Genomic DNA, 14,121 nt, shown 5'->3' on the forward strand with positions numbered 1-14,121 from the left:
TCGCTCAGGGCGAATTGATTGCGACGCCGGCGCGTCGCGGCGAGCTGGAGGTTCATTCGCCGCCGTACACGTGAGGGGCGAGGGTGCCGATGAAGGGAAGGTTGCGGTAGCGCTCGGCGTAGTCGAGGCCGTAGCCGATGACGAACTCGTTGGGGATGTCGAATCCCACGTAGCGGACGTCGATCGGCACCTTCACCGCGTCGGGCTTGCGGAGCAGGGCGCAGACCTCGACGGAGGCCGGGTTGCGCGACTGCAGGTTCTGCAGCAGCCACGACAGGGTCAGGCCGGAGTCGATGATGTCCTCCACGACCAGCACGTGCCGCCCGGCGATGTCGGTGTCGAGGTCCTTGAGCACCCGGACGACGCCGGACGACTTGGTCCCCGCCCCGTACGAGGAGACGGCCATCCAGTCCATCTGGACCGGCAGGTGCAGGGCGCGGGCGATGTCCGCCATCACCATCACCGCCCCCTTGAGCACGCCCACGAGCAGCACTTCCCGGCCCGCGTAGTCGGCGTCGATTCGCCCGGCGAGCTCCCGGATCTTGGTCTGGAGCTCTTCCTCGGGGATGAGGACCTTCGAGAGATCCCTGCCCATGTCGGCTACGTCCACCTGGAGTTCCCTTTATGCGTCGTTTCTGGCGAATATCAGGGTGCCATACCGCCGGAAGGCCCCTACCCCCCCGGGCAGATCGACACGCCGCTGCCCCCGCCAATCGGTGATCAGCCGATCCACCTGCTCGATGTGCACCGCCGCCAGCGCCGACGCCGTCGCCCCGGCCGCCACCGCCGCCCGCTGAACGACCCGCCGCCGCACCGCCGCCGGGGCCTGCTCCAGCACCGAAACCGCCAGCACCGAGCCCGACAGCTCTTCCGTGACCAGCAGCCCCGTAGCCTCCCCCTTAGCTTCCCCCGTGGCCGCCGCCCGCGCCTGGGCGGCCACCCGCTCGGCCCACGCGTCGAGGGCGTCGGCGTCGTCGGCGCAGAGCCGGGCCGTACGGGCGAGCGCCTCGGCGACGCCGGGGCCGAGGGCGTCCTCCAGCACCGGGAGGGCCTTGTGGCGGACGCGGACCCGGGTGTAGGCCGGGTCGTCGTTGTGGGGGTCCTGCCAGGGGTCGAGGCCGAGCGCCTCGCACGCCTCGGCCGTGCGGCGTCGCCGGATGCCGAGGAAGGGCCGCCGATAGCGGCCGGAGACGCGGGGCATGCCCGCGAGCGACCGGGTGCCGCTGCCCCGGGACAGCCGCAGCAGCACCGTCTCGGCCTGGTCGTCCAGGGTGTGGCCGAGCAGCACGGTCACCGCCCCCAGGCGGTCCGCGGCCTCCGCGAGCGCCGCGTAACGGGCGTCCCGCGCCGCCGCCTCGGGCCCGCCCGCGCGGCCCACGGTCACGGTCAGCGCCTCGGCGGGCGACAGCCCCAGGCGCGCCGCCAGCGCCACCACCTCGCGGGCGCGGGCCGCCGAGCCCTCCTGCAGGCCGTGATCGACGGTCACCAGCCCGGCCCGCAACCCCATGCGCGGCGCGGCGAACCCGGTCGCGGCGGCCAGCGCCAGCGAGTCGGCCCCGCCGCTGCACGCCACCAGCACCAACCCGCCCTCGGGCAGGTCGGCCAGACACTCTCGTACGGCCCGCCGGACATCGGCGACCGCGGGATGCGGACCCATGCCCTCAGTCTGGGCCAATCACCGCAGCGGCCCGTCCACGCCCGGCCGCGCGGGCGGCCTCGGCCGTGGTCGGTCGTGGTCGGTCAGTTGGCGCTGGGCAGCTGGCCGGTGCCGTGGACGCGGTTGAGCCAGCGTTCGGGGGTGGTGATCTCCACGTGCGTCGGCAGCGTCTCCGGGGAGGTCCAGACGCGGTTGAAACCGTCCATGCCCACCCGGTCGACGACCGTGCGCACGAAGACCGAGCCCTCGGCGTACTGCTTCATCTTCAGGTCGATGCCGAGCAGGCGGCGGACGAGCTGGTCCATCCGCGAGCCGCCCTGGCGGCGGTGCTGGAACTTGCTGCGGATCTCCGCCACCGTGGGCACGACCGACGGGCCGACCGCGTCCATGACGTAGTCTCCGTGGCCCTCGACCAGGGTCATCACCGCGGTGAGCCGGTCGAGGATCTCCTTCTGCTCGGGCGTCTGGATGACGTCGATGAGGTTGCCGTCGCCGCCGCGGAACACGTCCGCGACCACGTCGGAGGCGGCGCGCAGCCGTTCGAGCAGGGTGGTGACGTCGATGTCGGAGGCGAGCAGGAAATCGGTCATCTGGGACCGCACGTACTCGCGCAGCCACGGCACGCCGGTGAACTGCACCCGGTGGGTCTCCTCGTGCAGGCACACCCACAGGCGGAAGTCGTGCGGGTCTACTCGCATCTCGCGCTCGGCGTGCACGATGTTCGGCGCGACGAGGGTGAGCCGGCCGGTGGGGGCCTGGCCGGTCGGGTCCGGCGGCAGGAACAGCTCGTACTGGCCCAGCACGCGAGACGCCATGAACGCCAGCACCGCGCCGACCTCGACGCCGGTGATGCGCGAGCCGACGGCGCCGACGATCGCCGGCATGTTCGAGCGTGACGCGCGCTCGGTCAGGGGCTCCAGGATGACGCGGAAACCGTCCACGTTCGCCCGGATCCAGCCTGGTCGGTCGACGATGGTGGCAGGCTGCGGCGCGACCCCCCCGTCGATGCGGGTGAACTCCCGCACATGTCCTTCGGCCACGCGGGACAGCCGCCGCAGCTCGGTGACGGCCTCGCGGGCCTCTTGTCTGCTCACCTGCGGGCCGGGCCGCACCAGACGTGTCCCGGTCGCGACGGCCAGATCCCAGTCGATCACCTGCATAGTTCCACCGTATGCGCTCGTGGGTGTGTCCGCGCGTCTTACCCGACACAGGGCCGTGAAACTCAGTACGCCGAATTTCAGGTCGCCGAACTCAGGTCGCCGAGACTCAGGTCGCCGAGACTCATGACGCCGAAACGATCGCGGCCAGGCGGTCCAGGGCGGCGACGGCGGGGTCGGGGGCCGGGACGCGGTCGGCCATGAAGGCGAAGGTGACCAGGTGGCCGTTGGCGGTGCGGGCGATGCCGGCGAGGGTGTTGACGCCGTTGAGGGTGCCGGTCTTGGCGCGCACCAGGCCCGCGCCGTCCGCGCTGCCCTTGCCGTCGTAGCGGTCGTCGAGGGTGCCGGTGAAGTGGGCCACCGGCAGGCCGCTGATCACGGTGTGCAGTTCGGGGTGCTCGGGCGAGGCGGCCAGGGCGAGCAGGCGGGCCAGGGCCTGCGGGGTGATGCGGTTGCCTGTGGACAGGCCGCTGCCGTCGAAGACGCGCACGCCCTTGTCGACGCCGAGTTCGCGCAGAATGCGGGTGGTGGCGCGGGCGCCGTCGGCGAACGTGCCGCGCAGGCCCTCCTTGACCGCGACCTGGTGGGCGAGGGCCTCGGCGAGGTCGTTGTCGCTGTAGGTGAGCATGCGCTCGACGAGCTGGTAGATCGGGGGCGACTCGACCCGGGCGATCTCCTTGGCCGAACCTGCCGCGTGCGCCGTACGCACGCTGGGGGCGACCGTGACGCCCTGGCGGCGCAGCAGCGAGGCGAACGCGACGGCGGTGGCGCGGGAGGGCTGGGGCCAGCGTTCGCGTACGCGAGGGGCTACCCGGCCGACGTCGTGCATGAGCGCGGTGACGGGGGCGACGGTGCCCTCGGGGACGTAGTTGGGCTTCCAGCCCTGGGCGGTGTGGGGGGCGCTGAACAGGGAGTCGTCGTACGCGAGGGTGACCTTGGTGACGCCGGCCGCCTTGAGCGCCTTGGCGGTGCGCGAGGCGAGCGTGACGAGGGACGCCGGGCGCGGGTAGCCGCGGTCGGCGGACTTCGGGCCGGCGAGGGTGGGGTCGCCGCCGCCGACCAGGATGATCGCGTCGGCCGCCGCGCCCTGCACCACGCGCGTGGACAGGCGGGCGTCGGGGCCGAGGGAGGTCAGCGCGGCCACCGCCGTCACCACCTTGGTGGTGGAGGCGGGGGTGAGACCGGTGGTGGACCTGCTGCTGAACAGGGTGGCGCCGGAGGCGGCGTCGATGACCACGGCGCCGACGTTGCCGCCGAGGGCGGCGGCGGACAGCGGGCCGGAGAGCCGGGCGGCGAGGGTCTTCTTCTCCGGGGGCGCGCCGCCCGCCTCGGTGGAGAGCACCGGGGCCGAGGTGAGCAGGGGGATCGGGGCGCGCGACGGGCTCGGGGCCGCCGCCTGCGGGCGTTCGCCGGAGGCGGTCAGGCCGCCGGACCACACGTACAGGGCGGCGCTGATCGTGAACGCCTGCAGCAGGACGAGGGTGACGAGCAGCACCCAACGTCCCCGGACCACCACCGCACCGACCTCTTTTCGCCATGCGTCATGCTGAGATGTACGACTACGAGACATTAGCCCCCGCCCCGGGAGGCCCGGGGACGGAGCCGGGAGGAAATACCGTGGAGTTCGACGTCGTCGTTGAAATCCCCAAGGGTCAGCGCAACAAGTACGAGGTGGACCACGAGACGGGCCGCATCCGGCTCGACCGTATGCTCTTCACGTCCACCCAATACCCCGCCGACTACGGGTTCATCGAGCACACGCTCGGCGAGGACGGCGATCCGCTCGACGCGCTCGTGCTGCTGCAGGAGCCCACGTTCCCCGGCTGCCTCATCCGCTGCCGCGCCGTCGGCATGTTCCGGATGACGGACGAGAAGGGCGGCGACGACAAGGTGCTCTGCGTGCCCGCCACCGACCCCCGCATGGGGCACATTCGCGACATTCACCACGTACCGGAATTCGACCGGCTGGAGATCCAGCACTTCTTCGAGGTGTACAAGGACCTCGAACCGGGCAAGTCGGTTGAAGGCGCCAACTGGGTCGGTCGCGCCGAGGCCGAGGCCGAGATCGAGCGCTCACTCGACCGCGCCGCCGCCCAGCCCCCCGGCGAACACTAGGCCGCCGGTCGCGCCACCGGCATCGGCGAGCGTCGTCAGGCGACGTGCCCACAGGTGCGCGTCCCTGGACTCTGCGACCGCGTTCGGCCCGGACGTTCGGCTCGGACTGCGTCCGCGGCTCCCGTACGGCGGGGCCGTGGATCGCTCCGCGGTCGGCCGTCTCGCATTCGGCGCGGCAGAGGCGATATCCCGCCAAACCCCTCCAACCGGAGGTCGGCTTTTCCTGCCCGGCCGGTGCGACTGGCCCGGACGTTCGGCTCGGACGTTCGGCTCGGATTGCGTCCGCGGCTCCCGTACGGCGGGGCCGTGGATCGCTCCGCAGTCGGCCGTCTCGCATTCGGCGCGGCGGAGGCGATGTCCGGCCAACCCCTCCAACCGAAGGTCGGCTTTTCCTGCCCGGCCGGTGCGACTGGCCCGGACGTTCGGCTCGGACGTTCGACTCGGACTGCGTCCGCGGCCTCCGTACGGCGGGGCCGTGAATCGTCCGCGGTCGGCCGTCTCGCATTCGGCGCAGCGGAGGCGATGTCCCGCCAAATCCCTCCAACCGGAGGTCGGCTTTTCTGCCTGGCCGGTGCGACTGGCCCGGACGTTCGGCTCGGACTGCGTCCGCAGCTCCCGTACGGGCGGAGCCGTGGATCGCTCCGCGGTCGGTCGTCTCGCGTTTCGGCGCGGCGGGGCGATGTCCCCTCCAACCGGAGGTCGGCTTTCCCTGCCCGGCCGATGCGACGGCCCTTCGACCGGCCCTGGCGGTCGGCCCCTGCGGCGAGTCGGGCGGCCGTCCGGCGTGTCCCCCGGCGCTCCCGGCGGGACGGGCCCAATCAGCCGATGGGGCGGGTGGCGCCGAACAGGTCGCGGCGCCAGATGGGCGCTACGCGGACCACGTCGCCGGTGTACGGGGCGTGGACCATCAGGCCCGCGCCGATGTAGATGCCCACGTGGTGGATGCTCTTGGGATTGTTCTTGATCTTTCCGAAGAACACCAGGTCGCCGCGGCTGAGTTCCTCGATGGGCACGTGCGGGCCCGAGGTCCACTGCGTGCCCGTCCAGTGGTCGAGGCGGATGCCGACCCGTTCGTAGGCGCGCATGGTCAGGCCCGAGCAGTCGTAGGCGTGCGGGCCGGATGCCGCCCACACGTACGGCTTGCCCAGCTGGGTGAGCGCCCAGCTCGCCACGATGTCGCCGCGCGCGGCCTGCGCGCCCTCGGCGCGGGCGGCCCTCGCCCACTTGGCGTTCGCGTACTTGAAGCCGATCCGCCGCACCGTGCGCGCGTTCAGCAACGTGCTCAGGAGGGTACGCCGCCGTTCGATGCGGACGACCCGGTCGCGCGCCCGGTCGAGCCGCTGCTGCAGCTCGGCCTGCTCCTGCTCGATCCGGCGTACCTGCTCGACCTGCCGGGCGACGGCCTCCTCGGCCGCCCGCTTCGCCTCCTCGGCCCGCTGGACGGCCCGCAGCCGCTCCAGGTGGGTCGCGCGGGCCTGGTCGCGGATGATGGCCTGCACCCGCCGCATGTCGCGCAGGCGGCGCAGCTTCTCCGCCCGCTCCGCCTTCAGATGGCTGAGCACGCTGGTGCGCTGCAGGTAGCCGGTGGGGCCGCCCTCACCGGCGACCGCGGCCATCGCGGGCCGGGTCGCGTCGTAGCCACCGTAGCTGCTCGCCGCGATGTCCACGGCCTCCTCGCGGGCGGCGCGGAGCAGTTCGTCGGCCCGCTTGACCGCCTCGGCGGCCCGCTCGTGCTCGGCCTTCGCCTCGGCGGCGAGCACGTCGGCCTCGTGGAAGGCCTCAACGGCCTGGGAGGCCGCCCAGGTCAGCTCCTCCTGCCTGGCCCGGGACTCGGCCAGGCGGACCGCGGTCTCATCGAGTTCCTCAGCGCGGTCGCGCACCTGTTTTCGGGCCTTGGACGCCTCCTGAGCCGACGGCCTGGGTTTGGCCGCCACCGCCGGCTGGCCAATGGTCACGGCGTAACCGCAGGCGAGTCCCACCACTATCGCCGCTATGCGGCGGCAGCCTGTGTTCGGCATCTGTCCCCTCCTCAGGGTTTGGATCACCTTTCACAGGCTTCCCGTCAGTCACTCTCCGCACACGTTTTGATTACTGAAAGTCATCATTGAGGATTGGGTGGCGGTGAATGTGCCCGTGCGGGCATCTCGCGTGCGGGCCGGTCAGCACTCGGACGGCGACGGGCCCGCACCCGCCGCGCACGGGCGCGGGGTCGGCGCGGGCGCCGGGGCGGGGATCGTGCGGGGCCGCGGGGAGTCCGGGGTGCGGTGGACTCCGGGCAGCGAGGGCATGCTCTCGGGCGTACGGCGGACGGGCGGCCACGGCCCGTCGAGCGCGCGCGGCGTCCAGGGCGAAGGGACGCGCGGCCGGTCGGTGGGCCCGGCCGGCCGGTCCTCGCCGTCCGCGGCGCGATCCTCGCCGGGGTCGCCCGGAGACGGGAGGCGACCGGGTGCTCGATCGGGGGCTCGATCGGGGGCTCGGTCGGAGGCTCGGTCGGGGGCTCGGTGCTTCGGCGTGCCGTCCGCGTCGTGCGCGTCCTTGAGGATGCCGTCGCCCGGCGCTTCGCCGCCGTCCCGGCGGGGCACCCGGGTGGGATGCCCGCGCGGGCGGTCCCGCTCCGGACTCCCGCGATCCGGATGCTCCGGATGCCGTCCGTTCTCGCTCGCGCCATCGCGCGCCGCGCCGTCCCCGGCGTCGTCACGGTCGCCTGCCTCCGACGCCTCGCCGGTCATGTCGCGCCCGTACCGTAAGGGGTCGGCGGGCGTGGACGCGCTCCACGGCAGGACCGTCGCCGGGGGCTCCCCGTACGGCGTGGCCGCCATGGGCCGAGCCGGTGTCGGCAGCCCGACGCCGACGACGGGCATGCGGCCGAACGGGCGCGTGGGCGTGGGAACGCCGTCGCCGCGACCTTCGGCGAGGGTGCGGACCCCCGCGGGCTCACCGGACGGCGCGTACGTGCCGGAGGCGGCCGTGCCCCCGGTGCCGCCCCCGCTCCAGACCTGGTTGAAGACGAGCGTGACCGCCAGCGTCACGGCCACCGAGGCGGTGCCCGCCACCACGCCCCGTACGACGCGGTGCTCGGAGGCGACGGGGAAGCCCGAGCCGTCGAGCGGGCCGACGCGGCGGGCCACCAGGCGGCGGTAGGGCAGCAGGTCCGGGTCGACGAAGCAGCTCATCACCCGCACGCGCAGGGACTCGGGCAGCACCGTGCGCGGGAGCAGTCCGAACACCTGGGATTCGCGTCCGCGTAGCTCGGCGGTGACGGCGTCGAAGAGGCGCTCGGCGGCGGCGCCGTACCGGGCCCTGGCGTGCCTGCGGGACACGCCGAGGACGCGGGCGGCGTCGGGCAGGGTGAAGCCGTGCCGGTGGACCAGTTCGAGGATCTCGCGGTCGGCCGGGGCCAGGCGGCCGACGGCGTCGCGGGCCACCGCGCCCAGGCCCGTGTGGCCGGGGTCGGTGTCCGCGTCGAGGGGGGCGGCGGAGCGGCGGCGCAGGCATTCGCCGCGGGCCAGCGCGTAGAGCCAGACCCTGAACCGGGAGGCGTCGGTGAGCGCGTGGATGCGGGCCTCCGCGGCGATCATCGTGTCGCGCAGGGCCACCTGCGCCCCGTCCGGGCCGCCGGTCAGGGTCCAGCAGTATCCGTAGACGCTTTCCGCGTACTTGTCGTACAGCTCGGCGAGGGCGTTCGCGTCGCGGGCACGAAGGGCGTCCACCAGACCGCGGTCATTCATGTGACCGACAGTAATGACTGTTAACTAGGAGTTCCACCTTTTTAGGAAAGCAGAATGAAGACTCGACTATGCGTGCCCCACGGAAAAGAATCCGATTTATCGTGTCAAATCACTCGAAAGACGAAACCTGCGTGTTGCGATCCTTCGGGAAGGGTTCGGTCTTCGGCTTGACCGTGTGCAGCGGGACCAGACCCGCCTTCACCAGTTCCTCGTACGGCCCGGCCGTCGATCCCCACGGCGAGACGAACAACTGGGTCCGCTCCGGCGCGACCGTGCCCGTGATGCCCGGCACCGTGATGACGAACCGCTGCCGCCCGCCCGCGCTCACGTCATCGACGAAATCGCTGCGACCCCCCAGCAGCCGGCCGTCGCCATCGTGCAGCAGGGCCGTCACCCGGAGCGTGCTCGCCGGTTTGCGGTACGGGTCTATCACATATCCGCTCACCAAATATTGGCCGTCGCGCAATTTAACCGTCTGAACATCGGTCAGCGGAAATTGCCGGAACGCCGACGGAACCCGAACCGCCTTGCGCCACTGCGGCGACCGCACGTCGATCTCCACCTTGGCCGGCCGCCGCGCCGCCGTCACCGTGCCGCTGAACGCCATCGCACGCCCCGGCGGCACCGCGTCCATGGGCTCCCGCTGGCGTACGACCTCCTTGCCCTGCGCGTCCCGGCCGACCACCGTGGCCACCACGTTCTCCCCGAAGTGCCAGCGGTTGGGGTTGGCGACCAGCACCACCCAGTTCACCCGGTAGTCCTTGCCCACGGCGACGATCGACGACGCCTGCCCCTTGGCCGCGAGCGGCCGGAACGCCTCCGTCGTCTCCTCCGGCCCGGCCGAGCACCCGGCGACCGCGGCGGCCAGGGCGGCGGCCATGAACGATGAACAGAGCATCCCGATAGCACTACGCTGTGTCACCATTCCGTGATATCCGGGCACAGCACCGCAGCCGCACTGACACGCCCAACCAGGACGAAGACGTATAGATCTCTTTAACCGGCCCTCCGGACGGCGCTCACCGGCGGCGGGCCACCCGGCCCTCGTCCCAGACCGGCTCCGGCGACTCGTACACCCGGCCGTCCGCCCCGAAGACGAGGTAACGGTCGAAGGCTGAGGCGAACCAGCGGTCGTGGGTGACCGCGAGAACCGTGCCCTCGAAGCGCTCCAGCCCGTCCTGCAGCGCCTCGGCGCTGGCGAGGTCGAGGTTGTCGGTGGGCTCGTCGAGCAGCAGCATGGTCGCGCCGGACAGCTCAAGCAGCAGGATCTGCAGACGCGCCTGCTGGCCGCCGGAGAGGGTCTCGAAGCGCTGGTCGCCGATGTCCCCGGCGAGTTCGTAGCGGGCCAGCGCGCGCATCGCCTCCTGGCGGAGCTTGGCGTGCTCGGTCATGACGATCTCGCAGGGCGTACGGCCGTGCAGGTCCGGCCGGCCGTGCGTCTGCACGAAATGCCCGGGTACGACGCGCGCGCCGAGCTTCGCCGTACCGGTATGCGGGATGTCCTCCCCCGCAAGCAGCCGCAAAAAGTGGGATTTGCCGGATCCGTTCGAGCCGAGCACCGCGACCCGCTCGCCGTACCAGACCTCCAGGTCGAACGGCTTCATCAGCACCGACCCGTCCTGGGTGTGCAGCGTCAGGTTCTCGCAGGCCAGCGCCCGCTTGCCGGTCCGGCCGCCGCGCAGCCGCATACTGATGTTCTGGTCGCGCGGGGCGAGCTCGGGCGGCCCGGCCTCCTCGAACTTGCGCAGCCGGGTCTGGGCCGCATGGTAGGCCGGAGCCATGCCGTCGTTGTACGTGGCCTTCTGCTTGAGCGTGTTCACCAGCCGTTTGAGCTTGGCGTGCTCCTCGTCCCACCGGCGGCGCAACTCGTCGAGACGCTCGTTGCGCTCCTTACGCGCCTGCGCGTACGTCGCGAACCCCCCGCCGTGAATCCAGACACCACCGGACTCGACGGTGACGATCCGGTCGGCGGTGTTGGCGAGCAACTGACGGTCGTGCGAGACGAGCAACACCGTCTTGGGCGTCTCCCGCAGCGCCTGCTCCAGCCACTGCTTGCCCGGCACATCAAGGAAGTTGTCCGGCTCGTCCAGCAGCAGCGTCTGCTCCGGCCCGCGCAGCAGCGCCTCCAGCACCAGACGCTTCTGCTCGCCGCCCGACAACGTGTCCAGCTCCCGATATTTCACCCGATCGTACGGCACGCCCAACGCGGCGATCGCGCACGCATCCCACATCACCTCGATGTCGTAACCGCCCGCGTCCGCGTAATCGGTGATCGCCTGGGCGTACCGCATCTGAGTCTTCTCGTCGTCCCGCTCCATCATGAGCAGCTCGACCTGCTCCAGCCGCGCCGCCGCCTCCCGAACCCGCTCCGGCGCCACCGACAGCAGCAACTCCTGCACCGTACGGCCGCCACCCGCCCCCGGCCCGCCCTCGCCCTCCGGCCCGGCCTTCCGGCGCCCGCCGATGAACTGCCGCATGACCCCCAGCCCACCCGAGCTGGTCACGCTCCCCTCGACCGGCTGAATATCCCCCGCGATCAGCCGCAACAGGGTCGTCTTCCCCGCGCCGTTCGGCCCGACTAGCGCCGCCTTCACCCCGTCCCCGACCCGAAAGGACACGTCGTTCAGCAACGGCCGCCCATCGGGCAGCACATATGTCAGATGACCGACCTCGACGTGTCCCATGGCTTCCCCTTCGGCGCTCCCCGCGCAGGGTACCTATCGCCGCCCCAGGACGGCATCCGAGTTTCCGGCGAATCCGCCCCCCCGGTGATCAAGCAGTCATCACCCCTATAACGAACTGGGCCCGACCAATCGGGAGGTGAAGGATTCGACCTGCCATCCCCGGGGCGAGAACCCGGATCCGCCCAACGGGAGACAGCAGGCATGACATCACGAGGACCAAGATGATCCCCCGGCTCGACCAGGCGGTGGAGACGGACGACGCCGAGCTGATTCGCCGCTCCCACGACGACCCCGAACAGTTCGCCGCCCTGTTCGACCGTTATGTCACGCAGATTCACCACTATGTGGCGCGACGACTGGGCACCCAGGCGGCCGATGACATCACGGCGGAGACGTTCCTCATCGCCTTCCGCCGCCGCGGCACCTACGACCTGGCCCAGCCCACGGCACGACCCTGGTTGTACGGCATCGCCACCACCTTGATCGCCAGGCATCGACGGGACGAAGTACGGCTGCTGCGGGCGCTGAGCCGTACCGGGGTGGACCCGCACCCGGAGCCGGTGGCCGACACGATGGCCGACCGCGTCGACGCACAGGAGCAGGAACGGCGCATCGCCCGGGCGCTGGCCGGACTGTCCCGCGGTGACCGGGACGTGCTGCTGCTCATCGCCTGGGGCGACCTTGCCTACGAGGAGGTCGCGCACGCACTCGGCATCCCGGTCGGGACCGTGCGATCCCGGCTGCACCGGGCGCGAAAGAAGGTCAAGGCCACCCTGGGCGACGACGGTCCGATTGGGCAGGAGGAGGAATAGTGGAAGAGATCAAGCGGTTCCGTGCGGCCACTCCAGTGATCACGCGCGAGGCGCAGGAGTCGGCTCGCGCCCGCCTCATGCACGAAATCCACGCCGCCCCAGCGCCCGTGCGACGACGCCTGCCCCGGCTGGCCTGGCGGGTCGCGCTCACCGGCGCGTTCGCGGTGGCACTGGGCTTCGGCGCCGTACGGCTGCAGGCGCCCCCTGCGGTTCCGGTGGCGAACGTTCAGGAGCTCAGCGAGCGCGCGGCCAGGGCGGCGGAATCCCGCCCGGCGGTGACGCCCTCGTCCGACCAGTGGCTGTACGTGAAGGAAAAGCAGGCCGCGCCTCGGGAAGGGGCCGGTGGATTCGGCGTGGATCTCGACAGACGCGTCACCCGTGAGATGTGGACGAGTGTGGACGGCAGGCGCGTGGCGTGGTACCGGCCCGACGGCAAGCTGCTCGTCCAGGGCACCCACCCCGGCATCTCCGCGACCGATCTGGCCAAGCCACCCATCACCCCCCAGGGACTGCTGGACCGAATCGACCGGGTTCTGACAAGATCCGCGGACGAGCCGTTCGAGGAGTCGAAGGGAGAACGGCTCTTCCAGGCCATCTACCAGCTCATGGGCGAGCAGGCGCTCAGCCGGGAGGTCCGGGCCGCCCTGTTTCGCGCACTGCCCTTGATCAAGGGAGTGTCCGTACGGCAGGACGCCGTGGACGCCGACGGCCGTCACGGGGTCGCCTTCACCTACACCGGGAACTGGGCCCGCTACGAACTCATCCTGAACCCGGACGATTTCCGCTACCTGGGGACCTACGGGGTCTCCGTCAGGGACCGCACATTCAAGTACGCCAACCTGGACCCGATCTTCGTACCGGCGGGCACCCCCCTGGGGCTCAGCGCCCAGTTGGAGACTCACCTCGTCAACAAGGCCGGCGAACGGCCATAGGGGCGGGCGGTCCTCCTGCCCCACGAACGGTTGAGACGCAAGTGTTCGCATGGGCAGGGGATGGGAGTCGTGGCTCCGCCCGTCGTCCGGCGCGCGGAGTCACCCCCGCCGCCCTCGGCTATCCGCCGTAGCCCCTGCCGCCGACCGCCGGAGCGACCGCCCGGTCCTCTGGCATCGGCCGCCCAGTCTCGACGCGGTAGGGCCGGGCCGGGGTCAGGCGGTTCAGCGCGAGCACCAGCGCCGCGCCGTACACCAGGTGCGCACCGACCATGACCGCCTGCCGCTCCGGCACGTCCTGCGTGGCGGGGGGCATGATGTGCAGCCGGGGCACCCAGCCCTGGTAACCGACGGCCCAGATCGCCAGCGCGTACACGACCCCGGCGAGGATCCTCGGCCGCCGGTCGCCGACGAGCAGCCCGAAGACCGCCCCGCTCGCGGCACCGAAGCCGAAGTGGGCGGCCGTGCCGAGCAGGCGCTCCCCCGGCTTCGGCCGGTGCCGGTGGCCTGGCAGGAACGCGCGCGCGATGCGCTTGGGCGGCTGGTGCCGCATCAGGCCGGCGCGGGCGCCCGCGAGCATGAGCGCGCTCATCGCGCCCGTGGCCAGCGTCCCGGCGGCGGCGCCGCGCAGCGTCCTGGCGATCATCCGGGCACCACCGCCACGAGCCGGTTCAGGTGCTCGGCGAGGCTCTCGGGGTCGGCGACGGTGACGGTCACGCCCGGATGCGTCAGCACCTTGCCGGGCGCGAGCGCCGACACCGGCCTGTGGAAGCGGACGCACACGCCCTGCCGCCCGTTGGTGCCGAAGGTGACGCCGCGGTCCGCGAGGGACAGGTGCGGCCCCAGCACCTTCCAGACCGAGAACGGCCCGGTCACCGTCGCACCGGCCACGTTGGACATCGGGGTGCGCAGCGTCCACGGCCCGAACCGGACCATGAACTCGTCGTCAACCTCGACATAGGCGCTGCTCGGCCGCACGCCGATCAGGCGCAGCGGAAGCCGCCAGGTGGGGTCCACCGAGAACGGGTAGCGTCGCATC

The 14,121-nt window shown here is 71.9% G+C and carries 13 protein-coding genes; 3 read left to right on the top strand and 10 right to left on the bottom strand.

Features of this window, described 5'->3' with window-relative positions; all coding sequences use genetic code 11:
• Positions 1–52: 52 nt before the first annotated feature.
• From hpt to dacB, 4 genes are all read right to left on the bottom strand, one after another.
• Complete coding sequence (hpt, locus tag AB0K60_RS19130) at positions 53–610, bottom strand: hypoxanthine phosphoribosyltransferase (protein WP_364056207.1); 558 nt, start codon at positions 608–610, stop codon at positions 53–55.
• A 12-nt stretch (positions 611–622) separates the two neighbouring features.
• Positions 623–1,657, bottom strand: coding sequence for a tRNA lysidine(34) synthetase TilS (tilS, locus tag AB0K60_RS19135; protein WP_364056210.1), 1,035 nt, complete (start codon positions 1,655–1,657; stop codon positions 623–625).
• An 83-nt stretch (positions 1,658–1,740) separates the two neighbouring features.
• Positions 1,741–2,817 carry a zinc-dependent metalloprotease gene (locus tag AB0K60_RS19140; protein WP_364056213.1) on the bottom strand — a complete coding sequence of 359 codons (1,077 nt, stop codon included), beginning with the start codon at positions 2,815–2,817 and terminating at the stop codon, positions 1,741–1,743.
• 121 nt (positions 2,818–2,938) lie between these two features.
• Entirely contained in the window at positions 2,939–4,327 is a 1,389-nt protein-coding gene (gene dacB, locus AB0K60_RS19145; protein WP_364056215.1) for a D-alanyl-D-alanine carboxypeptidase/D-alanyl-D-alanine-endopeptidase, read from the bottom strand.
• A gap of 104 nt (positions 4,328–4,431) precedes the next feature.
• Between dacB and AB0K60_RS19150 the strand changes: the two genes are divergently transcribed.
• A complete protein-coding gene (locus AB0K60_RS19150) occupies positions 4,432–4,929 on the top strand; it encodes an inorganic diphosphatase (RefSeq protein WP_364056218.1) in 498 nt (165 codons plus the stop codon).
• Between the two features lie 818 nt (positions 4,930–5,747).
• Here the strand turns inward: AB0K60_RS19150 and AB0K60_RS19155 are convergent.
• The 4 genes from AB0K60_RS19155 to AB0K60_RS19170 form a co-directional block, all read right to left on the bottom strand.
• Complete coding sequence (locus AB0K60_RS19155; protein ID WP_364056221.1) at positions 5,748–6,947, bottom strand: NlpC/P60 family protein; 1,200 nt, start codon at positions 6,945–6,947, stop codon at positions 5,748–5,750.
• Positions 6,948–7,088: 141 nt separating this feature from the next.
• Entirely contained in the window at positions 7,089–8,657 is a 1,569-nt protein-coding gene (locus AB0K60_RS19160) for a sigma factor-like helix-turn-helix DNA-binding protein (protein WP_364056224.1), read from the bottom strand.
• Positions 8,658–8,766: 109 nt separating this feature from the next.
• Positions 8,767–9,582, bottom strand: coding sequence for a hypothetical protein (locus tag AB0K60_RS19165; protein WP_364056227.1), 816 nt, complete (start codon positions 9,580–9,582; stop codon positions 8,767–8,769).
• Positions 9,583–9,676: 94 nt separating this feature from the next.
• Positions 9,677–11,341: an ABC-F family ATP-binding cassette domain-containing protein gene (locus AB0K60_RS19170; protein WP_364056230.1), complete on the bottom strand. Its 1,665-nt coding sequence runs from the start codon at positions 11,339–11,341 to the stop codon at positions 9,677–9,679.
• Positions 11,342–11,562: 221 nt separating this feature from the next.
• On the opposite strand from AB0K60_RS19170, the gene AB0K60_RS19175 reads away from it, so the two are divergent.
• Together AB0K60_RS19175 and AB0K60_RS19180 are read left to right on the top strand one after the other, a co-directional pair.
• A complete protein-coding gene (locus tag AB0K60_RS19175) occupies positions 11,563–12,153 on the top strand; it encodes an RNA polymerase sigma factor (RefSeq protein ID WP_364056233.1) in 591 nt (196 codons plus the stop codon).
• Entirely contained in the window at positions 12,153–13,085 is a 933-nt protein-coding gene (locus AB0K60_RS19180) for a CU044_5270 family protein (RefSeq protein ID WP_364056237.1), read from the top strand. The genes AB0K60_RS19175 and AB0K60_RS19180 overlap by 1 nt, the downstream gene beginning before the upstream one ends.
• A gap of 118 nt (positions 13,086–13,203) precedes the next feature.
• Here the strand turns inward: AB0K60_RS19180 and AB0K60_RS19185 are convergent, their stop codons facing one another.
• Positions 13,204–13,728 (bottom strand): DUF6789 family protein, encoded by a 525-nt coding sequence (locus AB0K60_RS19185; protein ID WP_364056240.1) that lies wholly within the window; start codon positions 13,726–13,728, stop codon positions 13,204–13,206.
• A complete protein-coding gene (locus AB0K60_RS19190; RefSeq protein ID WP_364056243.1) occupies positions 13,725–14,120 on the bottom strand; it encodes a hypothetical protein in 396 nt (131 codons plus the stop codon). The genes AB0K60_RS19185 and AB0K60_RS19190 overlap by 4 nt, the downstream gene beginning before the upstream one ends.
• Position 14,121 lies beyond the last annotated feature (1 nt).

Source organism: Thermopolyspora sp. NPDC052614, from assembly GCF_040678635.1.
Taxonomy (GTDB): Bacteria; Actinomycetota; Actinomycetes; order Streptosporangiales; family Streptosporangiaceae; genus Thermopolyspora.